Below are 16,094 nucleotides of genomic sequence, written 5' to 3'. Positions count from 1 at the left end.
ATCAGCTCTCCTCGATCGCAAACAGATGGCACGGTTGCGTGCCCACCGTCACCGCGGCCGCCCGGTCGGCCGGGGTCAGCAACGCCTGGTCTTCCTGCGGGATGAGGCTGACCCCGGGTGCGCGCTGGAACTCCACCATCGTGGCGTCGAAGACCTCGTCGCTCATCCCGGGCAGGTCGGCGCGCAGATCGGTGACGAGGACGAAGTCGCCCGCCGTGACGGCTCGGGTGCGGTAGGCGGCCGCGATCTGGTCCCGGGGATCGACGGTGGACGACGCCGGGTCGGACGCAGCCGTTGCGATCGGGGTCCCGGGCTCCTCGTGGGTGGGGCGTCGGGGACGGCCGAACACCTCGTGGAGACGGAGGTCCTCGTCGTCGAGGTACCGGGCGAGGCCGGCGAGGACCGCGTACATGGCCTTCGTCGGTGCAGTCGATCTCTTCGGTGGCTCGGATGTCAGTTCGGCCGCGCACCAGGCCCACCCGCGGTCGGTCAGGGTGTGGAAGTACGCGCGGCGTGCGCCGAGTCGCGAGTCGACGAGGCCGAGGGCGTTGAGATGGTTGCGGGCCGGCTTGTCCAGTGCGGCACCGAACTCCTTCAGTTCCGGGTTGGAGAGCTCTCGGGACTCGGCCAGCAGGACGAACAGCGCCGCACTCTGGATCGGCGTCAGCTGGGCGTGGTCCACGGATGCTCCTCGCGGGTCGAAGGGGGTCGGGCGGGCGTCGGTCGGGACGATGCCGGTGGTCGGGAGCGCTCGGCGATCACGGCGGCCAGCTCTGCGACGACAAGGGACGTGTCGTCGAGAACGTGGTCGTTCGTGTAACGCAGAACGAGGTACCCGGCACGCTGAAGCATGTTGTCGCGACGTCGATCTCGCGCGTACTTTACCGGGCCGCGATGATCCGCGCCGTCGACCTCCACGACCACGCGTTCACTCGGCCACAGCAGGTCGACGATGACCGCGGGGTGGAGCGGATCGAGGTCGCGCGGACTCCGGTTCCACTGTCGGTCGCGAGCCCACGGTGCACGCGCGAGGGCGCGTTCGAGGGTTTGCTCGGCATCGCTGTGCGGTGCCGGTCTCCCCGACGGACGGGAGGCGACGAGGACGGGCCTCGCCGAGGCCGACGACGGATCGTGCAGCGCCTCCACCGGACCGGGCGGCGGGAATCGCCGCCCCGCGGGTACTCCGATCCGGATGGCCGGCACCCTCGTGACCGCGGGCAGGGCGTCGGCGGTGAGCCACACGGTGAGGTCGGCGTGGTCGGCCAGCCATTCGTACGCGGCGGCGGCCGCGTGCTGGGCCCGCTCGCCCAATGCGGTGTCGGCGCGCACGGCCAGGACCACGGAACCACGTCCGTATCCCCGTCGTAAGAGAAACGTCAGCGCGGCCGCCCGGGCGTCGTCGGCGGGGCCGGGGCCGGGACGTCGCGCGCCGGCGGCCGCACGGGCCAGATGGATGACGGCGGGCGAGGGGAAGCCGGCGTCCCGGCACAGCAGGCGCGCCGTGGCCTCGGCGTCGTCGGCGTCGACCGGCAGGCCCGGCTCATGGCCCGGGAGCCAGACCGGGAAGAGGGCGACGACGATGTCCTCGAGCGCGTCGAGGACCTCCCGGACGACCTCCCGGGCGGTGCGATCGCCGGGTCCGCGATGGTCCAGGAACACCGGTAGGTCAGCCGAGACCGAGTCGACGAGGTCGGCCAGGGCGAGGCCGTCGACGTCATCGACACGTAGCACATGCCCGGGACGCACGGCCGCGTCGAGAGCTGACGGGCGGATGTTCATCGACGCCGACGATATCGCCCGAACCCGACAGCCGCCCGGTGGTCACGGGTGATCTGCGGACCGCCACCACCGCTCGACGGCAGTCCACCGACCGCGGATTGGACCTTGTGGTGCCCGCGGGCACTGCGTTTGACTGGACGTCGACGGCCGCAGGGCGTCGTTGGACCCTGGCGACCGGTGAGGAGGATTCTGTGGGTGCACCGCGAGCCATCGGCCGGCCGGTGGCTCGCTCGAACCTCGGGGTGAAGCAACTCGTCACGCTGCTCGGTGAGTGGGAGAGCGGCGACGCGGCCTACGCGGCCCTCGCCGCCCGCATCCGACTCCTCATCGACGACGGCCGGATCGCGACATACACGCGGTTGCCCGCCGAGCGAATCCTCGCCGATGCGCTCGGGCGGAGTCGGACCACGGTGGTGTCGGCGTACGGAGCGCTGCGCGAGGCCGGCTATCTGGTCAGCGTCCGGGGATCCGGCTCCGTCGCGATGCTCCCGCGGAGGGGTCCGGGCGCGGTTGCCGAGATCGACTTCGCGCACGCCGTTCCCGAACCGGTGCCCGGTCTCGAGGCGATCATCGAGCGGGTCACGGGCAATGTGCCCGACCTGCTGCGCCGGCCCGGACTCGACCTGGTGGGCGATCCGCTGCTACGCCGACGAATCGCCGATCGATACACCGACCGCGGACTGCCCACGACCCCGGCGCAGATCGTGGTGACCCTCGGTGGGCAACACGCCATCGCACTCGTCGCGCGGACCCTGCTCCGACGAGCCGACCGGGTGGTCGTCGAGACCCCGACCTATCCGCACGCCTACGAGGCGATCGCCGAGGCCGGCGGACGGCTCGTGTCGACGCCGGTCACCGCGGCCGGCTGGGACATGGACCACTTCGTCGAGGTCCTCAGCCGGTTGCGACCCGAGATGGCCTATTGCATACCGGATTTCCAGAACCCGACGGGTGCCTCGATGCCGTCCGCCCACCGAGAGCGGCTCGCCGACGCGGCGCGCCGGGCCGGGACCGCGCTGCTCGTCGACGAGACGACTGCCGAGCTCGACATCGATCGTCGGACGGACCATTTCCCGTTCGCCGCGCATGCGCCGGTGAGGTCCTCGGTGCCGGTGGTGACGATCGGATCGCTGGGCAAGACGGTGTGGAGTGGATTGCGGGTGGGATGGATTCGTGCCGACGAGGACATCGTCGACCGGATCGTCCGACGGCGACCCGCCGGTGACCTCGGTTCTCCGATCATCGACCAGCAGATCGCCGCCGAGGTCTTGGCCGGTTACGACGACCTGCTCGCGGTTCGTTCCGCGCAGCTTCGTATCGGCCGGGACACGCTCACCGGACTTCTACGAAATCATCTGCCGGAGTGGGAGATTCCCGACGTCAACGGTGGGTTGGCGATGTGGGTCGGGCTCGGGGCGCCGCTGAGTTCCGCGCTCGCGGCCGCCGCCCTGAACCGAGGTGTGCGGATCAGCGCCGGACCGAAGTTCGGCGTCGACGGGGCGCACGAACGCTACATCCGCGTTCCGTTCACCGAGGATGCCGACGACCTCGCCGCCGGCGTCGACGTGTTGCGGGACGTATGGACATCACTTGATCGCCCGGGGGCGCCGGACGCGTTGACGCGCCCGGCGTGAGAGGTACCGACCGTCGAGGACTGCGTGTCGTTGCCGCACCGGACTTCTCGGCGGTGTGCCGGATGATGCTGTCCGTCGGCGATGCCGTCGCCGGACCCCGGCACCGGCCGGCCGGAGAAAATCAGTGGCGCCGACCGGCGGAGTCGCGTCACCATGGGCGGGCAATTGAGTCCACGGATGCGCGGTTGGCATCTACCACCAGGTCGTGATCGGCGATTGAATACCGGCACACCATGTTCCGGCGTCAGGAGGTCGTCATGACCGCACTGCTCCTCGCGATCGTCAGCGGCATCATCCTGCTCGTCGTCGTCGCCCGCACGTTGATCGTCACCATCCGCGACGAACGGGGACGGGTGCCGTATCGCCCCGCGTACGACACCCGACGTCCGACGATGTGACGACGCGGGTGGGTGGCCGCGGCTACTCCGCCCGTTTGAGCACCGCGAGCACGGTCAGGAGCAGGATCTTGACGTCGAGCCAGAGTGACCAGTTCTCGATGTAGTAGTTGTCCCACTCGGCGCGGTCGGCGATGGAGGTCTGACCGCGCAGGCCGTGCACCTGCGCCCAGCCGGTGACCCCGGCCTTCACCCGGTGGCGTTCGCCGTATCGCCGGATCTGCACCTCGAACAGCGAGACGTACTCGGGACGCTCCGGGCGTGGACCCACGAGACTCATGTCCCCGCGGATCACGTTGAGCAGCTGGGGTAGTTCGTCCATCGACGTCGAGCGCATGATCTTGCCGATCCTGGTGCGGCGGTCGACGCCCTCGACGCCGCCGGGTGCGCTGCCCTCGGTCGGCCGGAACTTCTCCGCGGCGGGGTCCTCGGGCCGCATCGAGCGGAACTTCAGGCAGTTGAACACCCGCGCGTCGCGACCCACTCGCGGCTGGGCGAAGAAGATCGGCCCGGGCGAACTCAACCGCACCAGCAGCATGAGCGTGAGGAACAGCGGTGAGATCGCCGCCAGGATCAGGGCCCCGGCCACCCGGTCCCCGATGTGCTTGGTCCGGAACTGCCACCCCCGCGGGTTGGTGTGCGGGACCGACATCAGGGGCAGCCCGCCGATGTGGTCGACCCGGCTGCGGCGTCCGACGACGTCGAACATGCGCGGCACGATCCACACCTTCACCCCATGCCGGTGGGCGATACGGACGGCGGCGGTGAGCCTTTCGACATTGGTGACCGCGAAGGCCACGACCAGGACCTCGGCCTTCGTCGCCCGGATCGCGTCGTCGAGTTCGTCCACCCCGCCGAGCTGCGCGATCTCGTTGGTGGGTCCCTCGTCCCGATCGGCGCGGGGTGGCGCGCCGGCGGCCAGGATGCCGACCGGCCGGAGGCCGTGCTCCGGCGCGGCCACCATGCGGCCGACCACCTGTGCGGTGATCGGCCCGTCGCCGATGATCAGCGTGGGGGACAGCAGATGACCGTTCTTGCGCAGGCTCCGCTGGATGATGTCGCGGATGAGACGACCGAACGGAACCCAGAACAGCGCCGACACCCACACCTTGGTGACCGCGGCGCCGGGTCTGTCGTCGGAGTAGGAGAGGAGCAGGGAGCACAGCAGGATCATCGCGGTGATCGTGCATCCGGTCATGACCCGGCCGACCTCGTCGAGGAACCGGCGATTGAGCCCCCGACGGTAGACCCCGCGCAAGGAGAAGACGATCACGAGGATCGGCACGAAGGTGGCGAGTGTCCACAACGGCGGGTTCGCGCCGCTGCCACTCCTCACCCACCAGATCCCGGCGGCCACCGCGATCGTCGCGGACAACACGTCGATCGACACGGTCACGATCGTGCTCAGGGGATCGTCGCGGATCAGCTCGTGAAAGGTGCGCCGACCGTTGGGCGACGAGTACACCGGGGTGCGCCTCGTGGTCTGCGGGAACTCGGCCTGCGATACACGGGTCGACAAGTCCACTCCATCCGAAAGAACAGCCCCCCGTCCCGACGATTGTAGGTGTACGCGGCGGTCCCGCGTGCGCCTACCGGCCACGTGTTGGGTACCGAATGCTCACCGCCAGGTCACGAGGGCACGCGCCCGTGTCAACGCCCGAAGATGAGCTCCTGGACCAGGATCGAGAGATCGGACATGAGCTGGACCTCCGCGGTGGACCAGTGATGCGCCTCCGAGTCCCAGGCGCAGAACGTGCCGATGACATGTCCGTCGTCGTCGGCGAGCGGGAGGCCGAGGTAGGCGGTCACCTCCCCGCTGACGGCGGTCGGGTGGTCGGCGAGGAGCGCGTGGTCGGCGATGTCGTCGATGATGAGGGGTGAACCGCTGACCACCGGGAGGACGCAGAGGGAGTTGACCAGCGACCGGGTGCTGGGACCGTCGGGACTCCCGGACCGGAAGGCGATTGCGGCGGTCGCCTGCTCGTCCGGTGTGATGAGGTTGACGGCGACGTGCGGGACGCCCACGGCATCGATCGTGAGCCGGATCGTCTCGTCGAGGCTGTGGGTCGGCGGGTCGTCGAGCAGGCCGCTGTCCTTCAGCGCGCGCATCCGCTCCGGATCGGACAGGATCGCGCGGAGCGACCGGGCCATGTCGGGGTTGCGCCCGCGCACCGCTTCGAGGACGGCGTGTACGCCGGCCTCGGGTGACGTGTCGAAGAGTGCGGCGAGCTGGGCGGGGTCCGTGGTCGCCTCGCCATCCGGAGTGGGGTCGTCGACGGGGTTCGCGGTGTTCGCACCGTCCTCGGTGTTCGAACTCATCGTCACTCCTCTCGCTGCCGGGTCGACCCGGTCGGCACACAGCTCACGCGCAGGTGTTCGGCGGACGCTGTCCTGACCGCACGGCCCGGACCCAGTCGGTCGCCGCGGAGCCGATGTCGAGTATGCCGTGCGGCTGACCGCGGACCTCGATCGCGGTGATCGCATCACCCAGCCGGCATCCCCGATCGATGGCTCCCGCGGTCCACGGGGCCGGGATGACGTCGTCGGCGTCGCTGTAGGCGACGAGCATCGGGGCCGAAGCCCGCCCCTGGGGCAGACTCACCTCGCGCAGCCACGTCCGGAGGCGGTCGGTGGCCGCGTCGTCGACCGGGCGATAGTCCTCCGGTCGCACCTCCTCGACGATGGCCTGCTTCTGGACCATCGCGGCGTCGTTGCACTCCAGGAGCACGCCGAACGCCTCGCGCAGCGGTCCGTGCACGTAGTCGTCGATGACGAGTTCGGGATGGATCGCCTTCAATCCCGTCAGGACCAGCGGAAGAAACGCGATCTGCTCCGGGGTGAGGGTGCCGGCATCCATCGCATCAGCCAGCGGCGCGACGTCGAGCGCGGGACTCATGCTCACCGTCCCGCGCAGTCGCAGATCGCGACCGTAGGTCGCCGCGATCTCGTTGGCGTGGAACACCGCGTGTCCGCCCTGTGACACCCCGAAGCCCCACCACTGATCGCTGGTGCCGTCGACGATCATCCGCGTCGCACGCACCGAGTCGATGATGTCGTTCGCGGCGGGCGCGGGGTCGAGATACCGGTGGGGTCCTGGTGTGCCGAGTCCTCGATAGTCGGTCTGTACGACGACGAACCCCTGCTCGAGCAGCGACGCGATGAGCCCGACGGTGCCCAGCAGGTTGCCGTACAGCGACGGGGCACAGTTGCCCGCGATGCCGGTCGTCGGGTGACCGACCGCCAGGATCTGCCATCCGCCCGCCGGAGCCCGGCCGCGCGGCACGAACACCGCGGCCGAGACGGGAACCAGCTCACCGCTGACCGGGTCGGTGGACAGGTAGCGGAGCCGTACGGCGCGGTCGACGATGCGCCGCAGGGAGATGTAGGCGTCGGTCGGTATGGGTGATCCCACCAGATCGCCGGCCGCCGCCCCTGGCGGTGCCGAAAAGCTCTGCGATGCATCGTCAGACGCCGGGCCGGCGGAGGCCGAACATGCGGCGGTCAGCAGTGCTGTGACGAGCAGGACGGCCACGAGCACGGTCGCAGGCGGGCGCCCGACGCGCCGCGACACCGTCCTCATGAGCGCGTGAGCAGCCGATCCAGCAGGGACACCGGATCTTCGCAGAGGTGGTCGAGGGCCGCCTCGATGACCGGGCGACCGACGAAATCGCTGCAGAATGTCGCGGTGAAACTGCGCGAACCGTCGATCTCGCTGACGAGCATGCTCGCCGCATCCGGGCCATCGGGCTCGACATAGGCGAACAGGTGATGCGAGGCCGCCGCCAGATCCCACGGCAGATCACCGAAGATCCCGATCCGCCCGAGGTCGCTGACCGACAGTCGTAACCGGTCGGGCACCTCGACCCGGCGCGGGACGGGCGGCTCCTCGGGTGACGATCGACGCAGGCGCGCCCGGAGTTCTCCCGCGGCCAGAACGGCCGCGGGCCAACCGGATTCGGCGACCGCACGGATGCGGTCCCCGATCTCCATCGGCGTCGCGTCGCGTGGAAAGCGCAGTGGTATGCCCACGGCGAAGTTGCCATGGTCCTCGGCGTGCCCGGCGTCGAGATAGCGGCGGCAGTCGAAGAGGATCTGCGTGCGCTCGTCGAGGGGAACGCCCTGCGCGGACAGGGCGGCGCGCCACAGCGCGACGGTCACCGCCGCCGAGGACATCCGGACACCGGTGTCGGCGATCGCACGCTTGAGTTCGTCGGTCTGCCCCGGGCGCATCGCGGCGGTGAGGGCGCAGCGGGTGGCATGCCAGTCCTCGATGACGCGCGTTGGTCCGTGGGTCGGCGGCGAGACGTTCGCAGCGCGCAGGCGCATGATGTCGCGCAAACGTCTGGGGTGTCGCAGGACGTGACGACGCAACGCCTGCCAGGCGGCGTCCGGCGGCAGCGAGCGTTCGAACCGCTCGGTCATCGGGAACTCGTGGTGGCTGGCCAGACCGGCGATCTGCTCGACGCCGAGGCGGCCGTCGCCCATGCCGTGGGTGTGGTCGATGACCAGCCACTGACCACACACGAGCACCTCGAGTCGGGGCAGCGGCTCGGGACGGTTCCGCAGGCGCGTCATGATGTCGCCGATCGGCAGGTCGGCGAGGTCGGGCCGCTCGACGACCCGCGGCAGGGTCGCCACGTCGTGGGCCCAGCTCGCCGACGCCGGATCGGGGACGAGACTCAGTCTCGACGTCGGTGTCCACGCCCGGGTCAGGCGAGCCCGGATGAGGTCGAGATCCGGGGCCGTCATCGGGCCGGTCACCGAGATCGTGCGGGACGTGGCCAGTGCACGGTCGAGGACGGAGGCACGCTGCGCCCCGGCGGTTGCGGCGTTGTCAGAGCGCGGCATCGACGACCTCGCGCATCTCGTCGCGGAACCGTTCGCGCCGGAAGCGCTCGGCCCAGGCGCGGATCTCGGATCGGTCGTAGTCGTCGACGGCGAAGTCGCGCAACGACGCGGCCAGCCGCTCGACGATCTCGTCGTCGGTCCCCGGTTCGATCAGCAGACCGGTCGACCCGGGTACGACGGTGTCGAGGGCGCCCCCTTCACCGAGCGCGATGACGGGCGTGCCGGTGGCCATCGCCTCGACGGGCACGATGCCGAAGTCCTCGATTCCGGGCATCAGGACCGCGCGGGCGCTGCGATGCAGGTTCAGCAGGGTGTCGTGGGGGACGCGGCCGAGGAACGTCGTCTTCTGCCCGGCGAGCTCGCGACACTGCGGCATGGCCCGTCCGTCTCCGGCGACCACGAGCCGGACGTCGGCGCGGGCGGCCGCCGCGATCGCGAGGTCGGGTCGCTTGTACGGGACGAGTCGTCCGGCGAGGAGGTAGAAGTCCTCACGGGGCACCGCGGGATCCGGTGTGAAGCCGTCGAGGTCCACCGGCGGGTGCACGACGACCGACTCACGTCCCCAGTGCTCGCGGATGCGCTCGGCGACGGCCGAGGAGTTCGCGACGACGGTGTGCAGACGGGGCGCGGCGCCGACTTCGCAGCGCCGGGCGACCACCGACAGCGCCGACAGGATCGCGGCGCCGGCTGCCCCGCCGCCCTCGCCCGCGCGCAGCGACGGATCCCATGCCCAGCGGGCCGGACTGTGTACGTAGGCGATGACCGGCGCGTCGGTCGCGTGCACCGCCTGGGTGGCGAAGGCGTGATGGCTGGTGACGACCGCGTCGGCATCCCGCAGCGGCATCCGCCGGAACGCCAGCGGCATCAGCGGGAGCAACGGGGCATAGCTGCGTTCGCCGAGCAGGCGGTAGGCGCGATTGAGCGGCGAGGTGATCGGCGGCTCGGCCAACCCGGCCGGGACACCCGCGGGCCGCGCGATCGGCGCGTGCACCTCAACGCGTGGCCACGTCGCGGCGAGTTGTTCGACGACGTGCTCGGACCCGGCGATCTCCGTGAGTCGTTCGTGGACGACGGCGACGCGGTCACCGGGCATTGCTGCCCACATCTCCCGGCGCGGTGCGGAACCGGTCGGAATCGAGGGTCGTGCCGCGCGGATCGTCAGACGGCGGTTGCGGTGTCATGGGTGTGGTGGCCTCGGCTCTCGATGCGGCTGTGTCCCCGGCACTCTCGACCTCGGTGCGGTCGCCGGAGACCGGATCGGCGCTGGTGGTGGACAGAACTTGCGCGGGAGGCTGCTTTCCCGTGCGCTGCACGATCAGATGACGGGTCGACCCGATGGTCGCGAGCTGGGACAGCGCCCGGTCGGCCGGCTTGCGATCACGTCCCGAAGACGAGACGACCACAGCCGCGAGCGCGACGTCCCCGGGATCGACGCTCTGCCACCAGGGCTCGGTGAGAGGGAACCGGACGATGCGCAGACGGTGCCCGGTCGTCGCGTCGTCCTCCGGGTGACGGATGTCGTCGATCACGCGAGCGGCGTCGATGTGGTCGCCGGTGAGGATCAGCGCGACCTGGGCGCGGCGGTGGCGTTGCGCGAACGCGGGCAGCAGAGTCGCCGGCAGCGCCGGCTCGCCCCGCTGTCCGTAGGTGAGCTCCGCGCCGTACCGGTGCGCCGCGCGGCGGGCCCAGATCGGGTTCGGTTTCCGGCCGACCCGCCCACGGAACAGTGCGAGCAGCTCCGCCGCGATGATCGTCGCGGCGATGCCGGCGACCGCGCCCTCCTGGGCCGGTTTGGGGCTGACAGGCACCTCGCTCGCCGACGGTGCCGCGAGGATGGTGAGCGTGTCCGACGACGAGTTCTGCAACCGGGTGAGCTGGGAGTCGAGATCGGCAAGGGTCGCATCGGATTCGACCTTCGCCTCGCTGCGGTCGGGCAGTGCGCGGTTGCGGACGCGCTCGGCGGTCACCTGCGCACGCAGTTGATCGATCTGCCGGGTGATGGCGCGGGCATGGTTGGACAGCGACGCGGCGGAGATGGCGGTGACCATCGCGCGGGCGACGTCTTCGGCCTGGGTACTCGTCGGCGCCGCGGCGGTGAAGTCCATCAGTGTGGGAGCCGTTCCCGGAGTCGTGGTGACGTGCGAGCTCAACTCGCTTGTCGTCCATCCGGTGTCGACCTGGGTGAGCACCTGTTGCAGGACGTTCTCGTCGGTGGACAGCGCCACGAACGGGGCACGCAACTGTTCGACGAAGGCGTCGCCCGGAATGATCGTGCCGGCCGGCGTGATCTCGGTGACGACCGTGGCCGAGTACTCCTTCGGGACCAACGCGGTCCGCAGCGCGAACACCGAGGCGCCGACGAGGATGCCGATCAGGATCGCGGGGACGGCGACACGGACGAGATCACGGAAGTGCCCGAACAGGTCGACCGAGGGCGGCGCATCACGTCGCCCGGCGGCATCGAAGCTGGAGGTCACGCCTAACTCCTGTGGTGTCGGATGCCCCCCGACCATCCCCGGACATTGCAGTGTCGATCAGCTGTCAGTTCACCATAACGAAGGAAGCGGGCAATCGTGGTCGGCACCGGCGGGCGTGGCGTGTGCGAGAAACGATTTCGGAGGTCACCGCGCGGCGAGCATCGAGTACCCCTGCTTCGGTGACCAGTCGCGGCGCACCAGGCCGAAGTTGTGCTCGAGATTGTTCGGGTCGGTGCCGGCGTCTCGCAGCGAGTACACGAACAGCGGTCCGAGCCAGGGCGCGTCGCTCTGGGCGCCGATGGCTATCGCGATGCTCTGTGCCTGGACCTCCTCGGTGACGGCGTTCGTGCCGGTTCCGGTCGGTGCGCCGAACTCGGTCATCCAGATCTTCTTGTCGCCGTCGCCCGCGGCGACCATCACGTCGCGCATGTCCCACATCCGTGCCGCGGTGCTCCACGATGCCGCGGCGGGGTCGTTGGGCAGAGCCGGATAGGTGTAGGGATGCACGCCGAGTGCGTCCAGCGAGCGGTTGAATCCGCCCTGATACAGAGTGCGCACGAAGGTCAGCGGTGCGATGTCGCGGCCGTTGTCGGTGCCGGGTGCGAGCCCTCCGGAGATCACCGCGGCGCCGGGGACCGCGCGTTTGACGGCCGCGTAGGACGCAGCGAGCAGGCGGCCGTACTCGGCCGAGTTCGCCCTCGGCAGCCAGTAGTTCGCCAGATTGGGCTCGTTCCAGATCTCCCAGACCGCGATCGATTCGGCGTACCGTTGCGCCGCGGCCGCGGCAAAGGATGCGAAGACGTTGGGGTCGGCGGGCCGGTAGTGGCTGTTGCGCGGGAAGTCGGACGCGCGTGCCGCCCACAGCGGTGTGTAGGTCACCAGCCCCAGCGGACACATCCCGTGGGCGACCACGGCGTTGACCACCCGGTCGATGGGCGCCCAGTTCCGTTGTCCGCGCCGGGGTTCGACGACCGACCAGTCCACGTCGAGTCGCACTGCCCACATACCGAGGTCCTGGGCGACCGACAACTCCCGATTGAGGTCCTCATCGGACGCCCCGAGCAGCGAGGCACCCGGCGACGCTGCGACCTTGTGGTCACCGGCGGCGAGCGAGCATGCGGCCGGCGCCGAATGGGCGTCGCTGCGTACCCACACGATGGCGGCGAGGGTTGCGACGAGGATGCACACGTATGCGAGTGCCGACCGGGTGGCCCGACCGTGCAGGGACCGTGTCATGGATGGTGCCTATCTGACGAGACGCGCATCGCGCGCGGCAGGTGCCGGCGGTGGACTTCTCCTCAGCCGGACAACAACTCGTCGAGCATACGCGGTAGGGTCTCCGACTTGTCGTGTCCGTCCGCGATCCGACGACGCGCCTCCGCGGTCAGCGAACGGCGCAGGTCGGCGTCGTCGAGGACGCGGCTGATCGCCGCGGTCAGCGCGGCGGGATCCGACGGCGGGACGAGGACTCCGGCGCCGTCCCGTAGGAACTCGGTGGTGCCGCCGTGATCCGTGCCGATGACCGGTGTGCCGTAGGCCATCGCCTCGAGGACCGAGAGCGGTCCGGCCTCGGGCGTCACACTCGCCGAGAGCACGACATCCCACCGCTCCAGGGCGGCGCGGAGATCGGTGTGCCCGAGGAACCGGACGCGTCCGGCGAGATCCGGTCTGGCGGCCCGGGCATGCAGTGCGGCAACGTGATCGGCGTCCCCGGGAAACGAGCCCCCGGCGAACTCCAGTTCGACGTCCGGCAACCCGGCGACCGCGTCGAGCGCGACGGTGTGCCCCTTCCAGGGGGTGAGCAGAGCCAGCATCCCGACGACCGGTGGGTCGTGGAGTTCGGTGGGCAGGGCGCGGACCGGCCAGGTGACTCCGTTGTGGGCCACGACGACCGGCAGACCGAGGTCCGCGAGGGGGACCGACGTCGCCTCCGACACCGCCACGGCGCGCCGGATCACGGGTGCGCTGACGCGGATGACGGCGCGCTGCCGCCCCGACGTCAGGGTGTCGTGCACGAGCCAGGAGACGCGGCCCGTCGGTTGCGCGACGCGTGCGGCGGGGAGTGCGAACAGGGAGTTGACGATCGTCGAGGTGTCGGACCGACGTGTCACCCGGCGCAGGGTGCGACCGGCGCGTACCCAGTCGAGCAGGAGGCGTCCGGCACCCGCGAGGCGCGCCACACCGCGCTCGCCGCTCAGGCCGAGCGGCGGGATGGACACATGGTCGACCGGGACCGGGAGTCGTCCCACCAGGGGGCCGTCGGGACTGACGACCCGCACCGGGTGGCCGCGCTCGAGCGCGACGTCGATCAGATCGAGCATCACCTTCTCCGCCCCGGAGACCTGGCCGGTGTGCGCGACGAAGACGATCGTGCACGGGTGCTCGGAATCGGTCATCGGACCACCTTCGTGTGTCGTCCGGGCGGCGTGGTCACCGCCCGGGTGAGCAGTACCGCGGGTCCGGCGACGATCAGTGCGGTACCGGCCGAGATGACCGGCCAGGGAACCGAATCCGCGAGCCAGACCCCGATGGCGCACGCCGCCACCGTCAACAGGGTCAACGTGGTGAGTGCGCCGAGTGGGAGCAGACCCGTGATGGGCAGCGTCCGACCGATGACGACCCACAGTGCCACCACCGCGAGGGCGAAGGTGATGACGGTGGAGAAGGCGGCCCCGTCATAGGAGTACCGCGGGATCAGGATCAGGTTGAGTACCACGTTGAGTGCCAGGCCGCCGACCGCGATCCACGGGTAGCGATTCGCCCGACCGGTCGCCGCGAGCAGGAAGATGCCGAGCACGATGAAGGCGGTGAGCGCCGCGCCCAGAACGAGCAGCCGGGCGGCGTCGGCCCCGACGACGAACCGGTCGCCGTACAGGAGTCCGATGATCGGGCCGGCGCTCGGCCAGAAGGCGGCCACGGCCACGGCACCGCCCGCGGCGAACACCACCGCCGCACTCCGGCACCGCTGGCGCAGGACCGCCGACTGGCCGGGCCAGGCGGCGACCAGCAGGGTGCTGACGGGTCCGATCGCGGCCAGGATGAAGGTGTCCATGATGTCGGAGAACTTGTACCCGATGCTGTAGATGCCGACCGCGTCGAGCGAATCGAGCAGACTCAGCAGCAGGACGTCGACCTTCTGCAGCGCGATGGTCAGGGCGAGGCCCAGTGCGAGCGGAAGGGCATCGGAGAGCATCGGTTTCCAGCGCGACCATTCGACGACCCGCGACGGCCGCAGTCCCGACGACCGGCGCGCGATCCCGACGACCTTGATGATCAGCGACAGGATCTCGTTCGCGACCGGGGCGAGCACGAACACCAGCAGTGCCGGCGCTACGAGCACGGCGGCGATGGTCAGCGCCAGCTGCAGAACCTGGCCCAGGCTCTCGGCGATCGCGGTGAGCAGGAGGCGGTGCCGGCTCTGGAAGATGACCGTGAGTGCCTGTGCGGGCGTGGCGAACACGACGACGAGTCCGGCGATCGCGGTCGCGCGGATCACGTCGCCGGGATACTGCAGCACGATCACGTAGGCGACGGCGATCAGGTAGCCGAGAAGGCCGAGCACCACCCTCAGGGCGATGAACGCCGAGGACGTCTTCGCGACATCGTCGGGGTCGTCGGAGATGAGCCGGGCCATCACCGCCCGGCCGACCCCGAGGTCGGTGAAGATCGCGGTCAGACCGAGCAGCGCGAACACGAAGGAGTAGGTGCCCCAGTCCTCCGGGGACAGGGTGCGCGCGATGAGGACGCTCCCGGCCCAGCCGAGGGCGGCGATGACCACGCGACTGGTCAGCATCGCGATGGTGGCACGGGTGGCGGCCCGCGCATCCGAGGCGGGGTGCGCGCTGGGCTCGGCGGCCGGCGCAGTCGTCGGCCCGCTCGCTGCGCTCCCGGCGCCGGTGGTGTTCGGCCCGCTCGCTACGCTCCCGGCGCCGGTCGCGCGGGCCAGCAGCTCGGCTTCGGCCTGCTGGTCGACCAGCGCATCGGACGGCAGCGGGCCGGTGACGTCAGGGCTCATGGCGCCCCGCACCGGGTATGTCGATGCCGCCGGCCCGGTAGGCCTCGACCGTCCGGCGGGCCGTGGTGTCCCAGCTGAGGGCTGACGCCACCGAGGTGCCGGCGGCGACGAGTTCGGTGCGCGCCGAGTCGTCGCGCACGAGGGGTTCCAGGGCACGGACCCAGTCGTCCTCGTCGTGGCCCTGCATCAGTGTCGCGCCGTCACCCACGACCTGGGGAAGCGCGCCCACCGCACTGGCGACGACGGCACCGCCACAGGCCATCGCCTCGACGGGCGGAAGGCCGTAACCCTCGTAGAACGAGGCGTAGGCGGTCACGGTCGCCGCGGCGTAGAGCGCCGGCAGGTCCCCGACATCGACGTAACCGAGCCCGACCGCCGACGACGGGGCATCCGGGCCGGTCGAACCCGCGCCGCCGAGCACGCACGGAATGTCGAGGCGCCGGGCGACCGCCGCGACGAGTTCGACGTTCTTGCGGGGTTCGACGGTGCCGATCTGCATCACGAAGCGTTCCGGCAGATCGTATTTCGCCCGAACCCGTTCGACATCGGCCGGCGCGGGTGGGCGGGCCCAGTCGGCGGGCGCGAGTTCGGTGACGTGGGCATCCCGTCCGCAGGTCTCGCGGATTCGTTCGGCGGTGAACTCGGAGACGGCGATCAGCACGTCGGCCCGACGGAGGGTCGTGCGGACGAGTACGGATTCGCCCGCGGCGCGAAACCGGCTCGACGCGGACGGCATGTCGAGCACCGACAGGTCGTGCACGGTCGCGACTGTGGTGGCGGGGCCGGCGACTGGTAAATCGACGTCGAGACCGTGGAACACGCCGCCCGAGCGGGTGGGGAGTACGCCGAATACCGCCCGTCGGACACCGTCGGCGACGGGACGCTCCAACGGGGTGATCGCCGGGGGCAGTTCGCCGACCGCGTCGGTCTGCACGACTGCGGACAG

Annotated in this window: 14 protein-coding genes; 2 read left to right on the top strand and 12 right to left on the bottom strand. The window is 70.5% G+C overall.

All coding sequences use genetic code 11. The features are described 5' to 3' along the window. Nucleotide 1 precedes the first annotated feature (1 nt). Both GR168_RS17525 and GR168_RS17520 read right to left on the bottom strand, forming a co-directional pair. Complete coding sequence (locus GR168_RS17525) at nt 2–682, bottom strand: hypothetical protein (protein WP_058251995.1); 681 nt, start codon at nt 680–682, stop codon at nt 2–4. Beyond that, entirely contained in the window at nt 664–1,779 is a 1,116-nt protein-coding gene (locus GR168_RS17520; protein ID WP_068972020.1) for a DUF559 domain-containing protein, read from the bottom strand. The genes GR168_RS17525 and GR168_RS17520 overlap by 19 nt, the downstream gene beginning before the upstream one ends. A 191-nt stretch (nt 1,780–1,970) precedes the next feature. On the opposite strand from GR168_RS17520, the gene GR168_RS17515 reads away from it, so the two are divergent. Together GR168_RS17515 and GR168_RS23770 are read left to right on the top strand one after the other, a co-directional pair. Then, nucleotides 1,971–3,413, top strand: a complete 1,443-nt coding sequence (locus tag GR168_RS17515; RefSeq protein WP_238994927.1) for a PLP-dependent aminotransferase family protein — start codon at nt 1,971–1,973, stop codon at nt 3,411–3,413. Between the two features lie 257 nt (nt 3,414–3,670). After that, nucleotides 3,671–3,811, top strand: coding sequence for a hypothetical protein (locus GR168_RS23770; RefSeq protein WP_165629719.1), 141 nt, complete (start codon nt 3,671–3,673; stop codon nt 3,809–3,811). Between the two features lie 22 nt (nt 3,812–3,833). On the opposite strand, the gene GR168_RS17510 is transcribed toward GR168_RS23770, so the two are convergent. From GR168_RS17510 to GR168_RS17465, 10 genes are all read right to left on the bottom strand, one after another. Next, nucleotides 3,834–5,327, bottom strand: coding sequence for a sugar transferase (locus tag GR168_RS17510; RefSeq protein WP_159371332.1), 1,494 nt, complete (start codon nt 5,325–5,327; stop codon nt 3,834–3,836). Nucleotides 5,328–5,458: 131 nt separating this feature from the next. After that, the gene (locus GR168_RS17505; RefSeq protein ID WP_137809571.1) at nt 5,459–6,127 is read right to left on the bottom strand and encodes a GAF domain-containing protein; all 669 of its coding nucleotides are present in this window, start codon (nt 6,125–6,127) and stop codon (nt 5,459–5,461) included. 43 nt (nt 6,128–6,170) lie between these two features. Beyond that, on the bottom strand, nt 6,171–7,388 hold the full coding sequence (locus GR168_RS17500; RefSeq protein ID WP_137809572.1) for a lipase family protein: 1,218 nt from the start codon (nt 7,386–7,388) through the stop codon (nt 6,171–6,173). Next, nucleotides 7,385–8,656, bottom strand: coding sequence for a hypothetical protein (locus GR168_RS17495; protein WP_203235868.1), 1,272 nt, complete (start codon nt 8,654–8,656; stop codon nt 7,385–7,387). The genes GR168_RS17500 and GR168_RS17495 overlap by 4 nt, the downstream gene beginning before the upstream one ends. Further along, a complete protein-coding gene (locus GR168_RS17490; protein WP_159371331.1) occupies nt 8,643–9,749 on the bottom strand; it encodes a glycosyltransferase in 1,107 nt (368 codons plus the stop codon). Before GR168_RS17490 ends, GR168_RS17495 begins: the two co-directional genes overlap by 14 nt. Then, entirely contained in the window at nt 9,739–11,133 is a 1,395-nt protein-coding gene (locus GR168_RS17485; RefSeq protein ID WP_159371330.1) for a hypothetical protein, read from the bottom strand. Before GR168_RS17485 ends, GR168_RS17490 begins: the two co-directional genes overlap by 11 nt. Before the next feature lie 144 nt (nt 11,134–11,277). Beyond that, on the bottom strand, nt 11,278–12,369 hold the full coding sequence (locus GR168_RS17480) for a cellulase family glycosylhydrolase (protein ID WP_159371329.1): 1,092 nt from the start codon (nt 12,367–12,369) through the stop codon (nt 11,278–11,280). 62 nt (nt 12,370–12,431) lie between these two features. Continuing rightward, the gene (locus GR168_RS17475) at nt 12,432–13,529 is read right to left on the bottom strand and encodes a glycosyltransferase family 4 protein (protein ID WP_159371328.1); all 1,098 of its coding nucleotides are present in this window, start codon (nt 13,527–13,529) and stop codon (nt 12,432–12,434) included. Then, complete coding sequence (locus GR168_RS17470) at nt 13,526–15,148, bottom strand: flippase (RefSeq protein ID WP_159371327.1); 1,623 nt, start codon at nt 15,146–15,148, stop codon at nt 13,526–13,528. Before GR168_RS17470 ends, GR168_RS17475 begins: the two co-directional genes overlap by 4 nt. Beyond that, a complete protein-coding gene (locus GR168_RS17465) occupies nt 15,138–16,094 on the bottom strand; it encodes a glycosyltransferase family 1 protein (protein ID WP_159371964.1) in 957 nt (318 codons plus the stop codon). The genes GR168_RS17470 and GR168_RS17465 overlap by 11 nt, the downstream gene beginning before the upstream one ends.

Origin of the sequence: Gordonia sp. JH63 (genome assembly GCF_009856645.1) — a bacterium.
GTDB classification, from domain to species: domain Bacteria; phylum Actinomycetota; class Actinomycetes; order Mycobacteriales; family Mycobacteriaceae; genus Gordonia; species Gordonia hongkongensis.
Note: the sequence above shows the minus strand (reverse complement) of the source record. Positions and strands in the feature narration are given on the sequence as shown.

Bases quoted from the DNA above. Each gene is read 5' to 3' on its own strand.
- GR168_RS17495 (WP_203235868.1), bottom strand. From the start codon at position 8,656: ATGCCGCGCTCTGACAACGCCGCAACCGCCGGGGCGCAGCGTGCCTCC.
- GR168_RS17475 (WP_159371328.1), bottom strand. From the start codon at position 13,529: ATGACCGATTCCGAGCACCCGTGCACGATCGTCTTCGTCGCGCACACC.
- GR168_RS17480 (WP_159371329.1), bottom strand. From the start codon at position 12,369: ATGACACGGTCCCTGCACGGTCGGGCCACCCGGTCGGCACTCGCATAC.
- GR168_RS17490 (WP_159371331.1), bottom strand. From the start codon at position 9,749: ATGCCCGGTGACCGCGTCGCCGTCGTCCACGAACGACTCACGGAGATC.
- GR168_RS17520 (WP_068972020.1), bottom strand. From the start codon at position 1,779: ATGAACATCCGCCCGTCAGCTCTCGACGCGGCCGTGCGTCCCGGGCAT.
- GR168_RS17505 (WP_137809571.1), bottom strand. From the start codon at position 6,127: ATGAGTTCGAACACCGAGGACGGTGCGAACACCGCGAACCCCGTCGAC.
- GR168_RS17500 (WP_137809572.1), bottom strand. From the start codon at position 7,388: ATGAGGACGGTGTCGCGGCGCGTCGGGCGCCCGCCTGCGACCGTGCTC.
- GR168_RS17470 (WP_159371327.1), bottom strand. From the start codon at position 15,148: ATGAGCCCTGACGTCACCGGCCCGCTGCCGTCCGATGCGCTGGTCGAC.
- GR168_RS23770 (WP_165629719.1), top strand. From the start codon at position 3,671: ATGACCGCACTGCTCCTCGCGATCGTCAGCGGCATCATCCTGCTCGTC.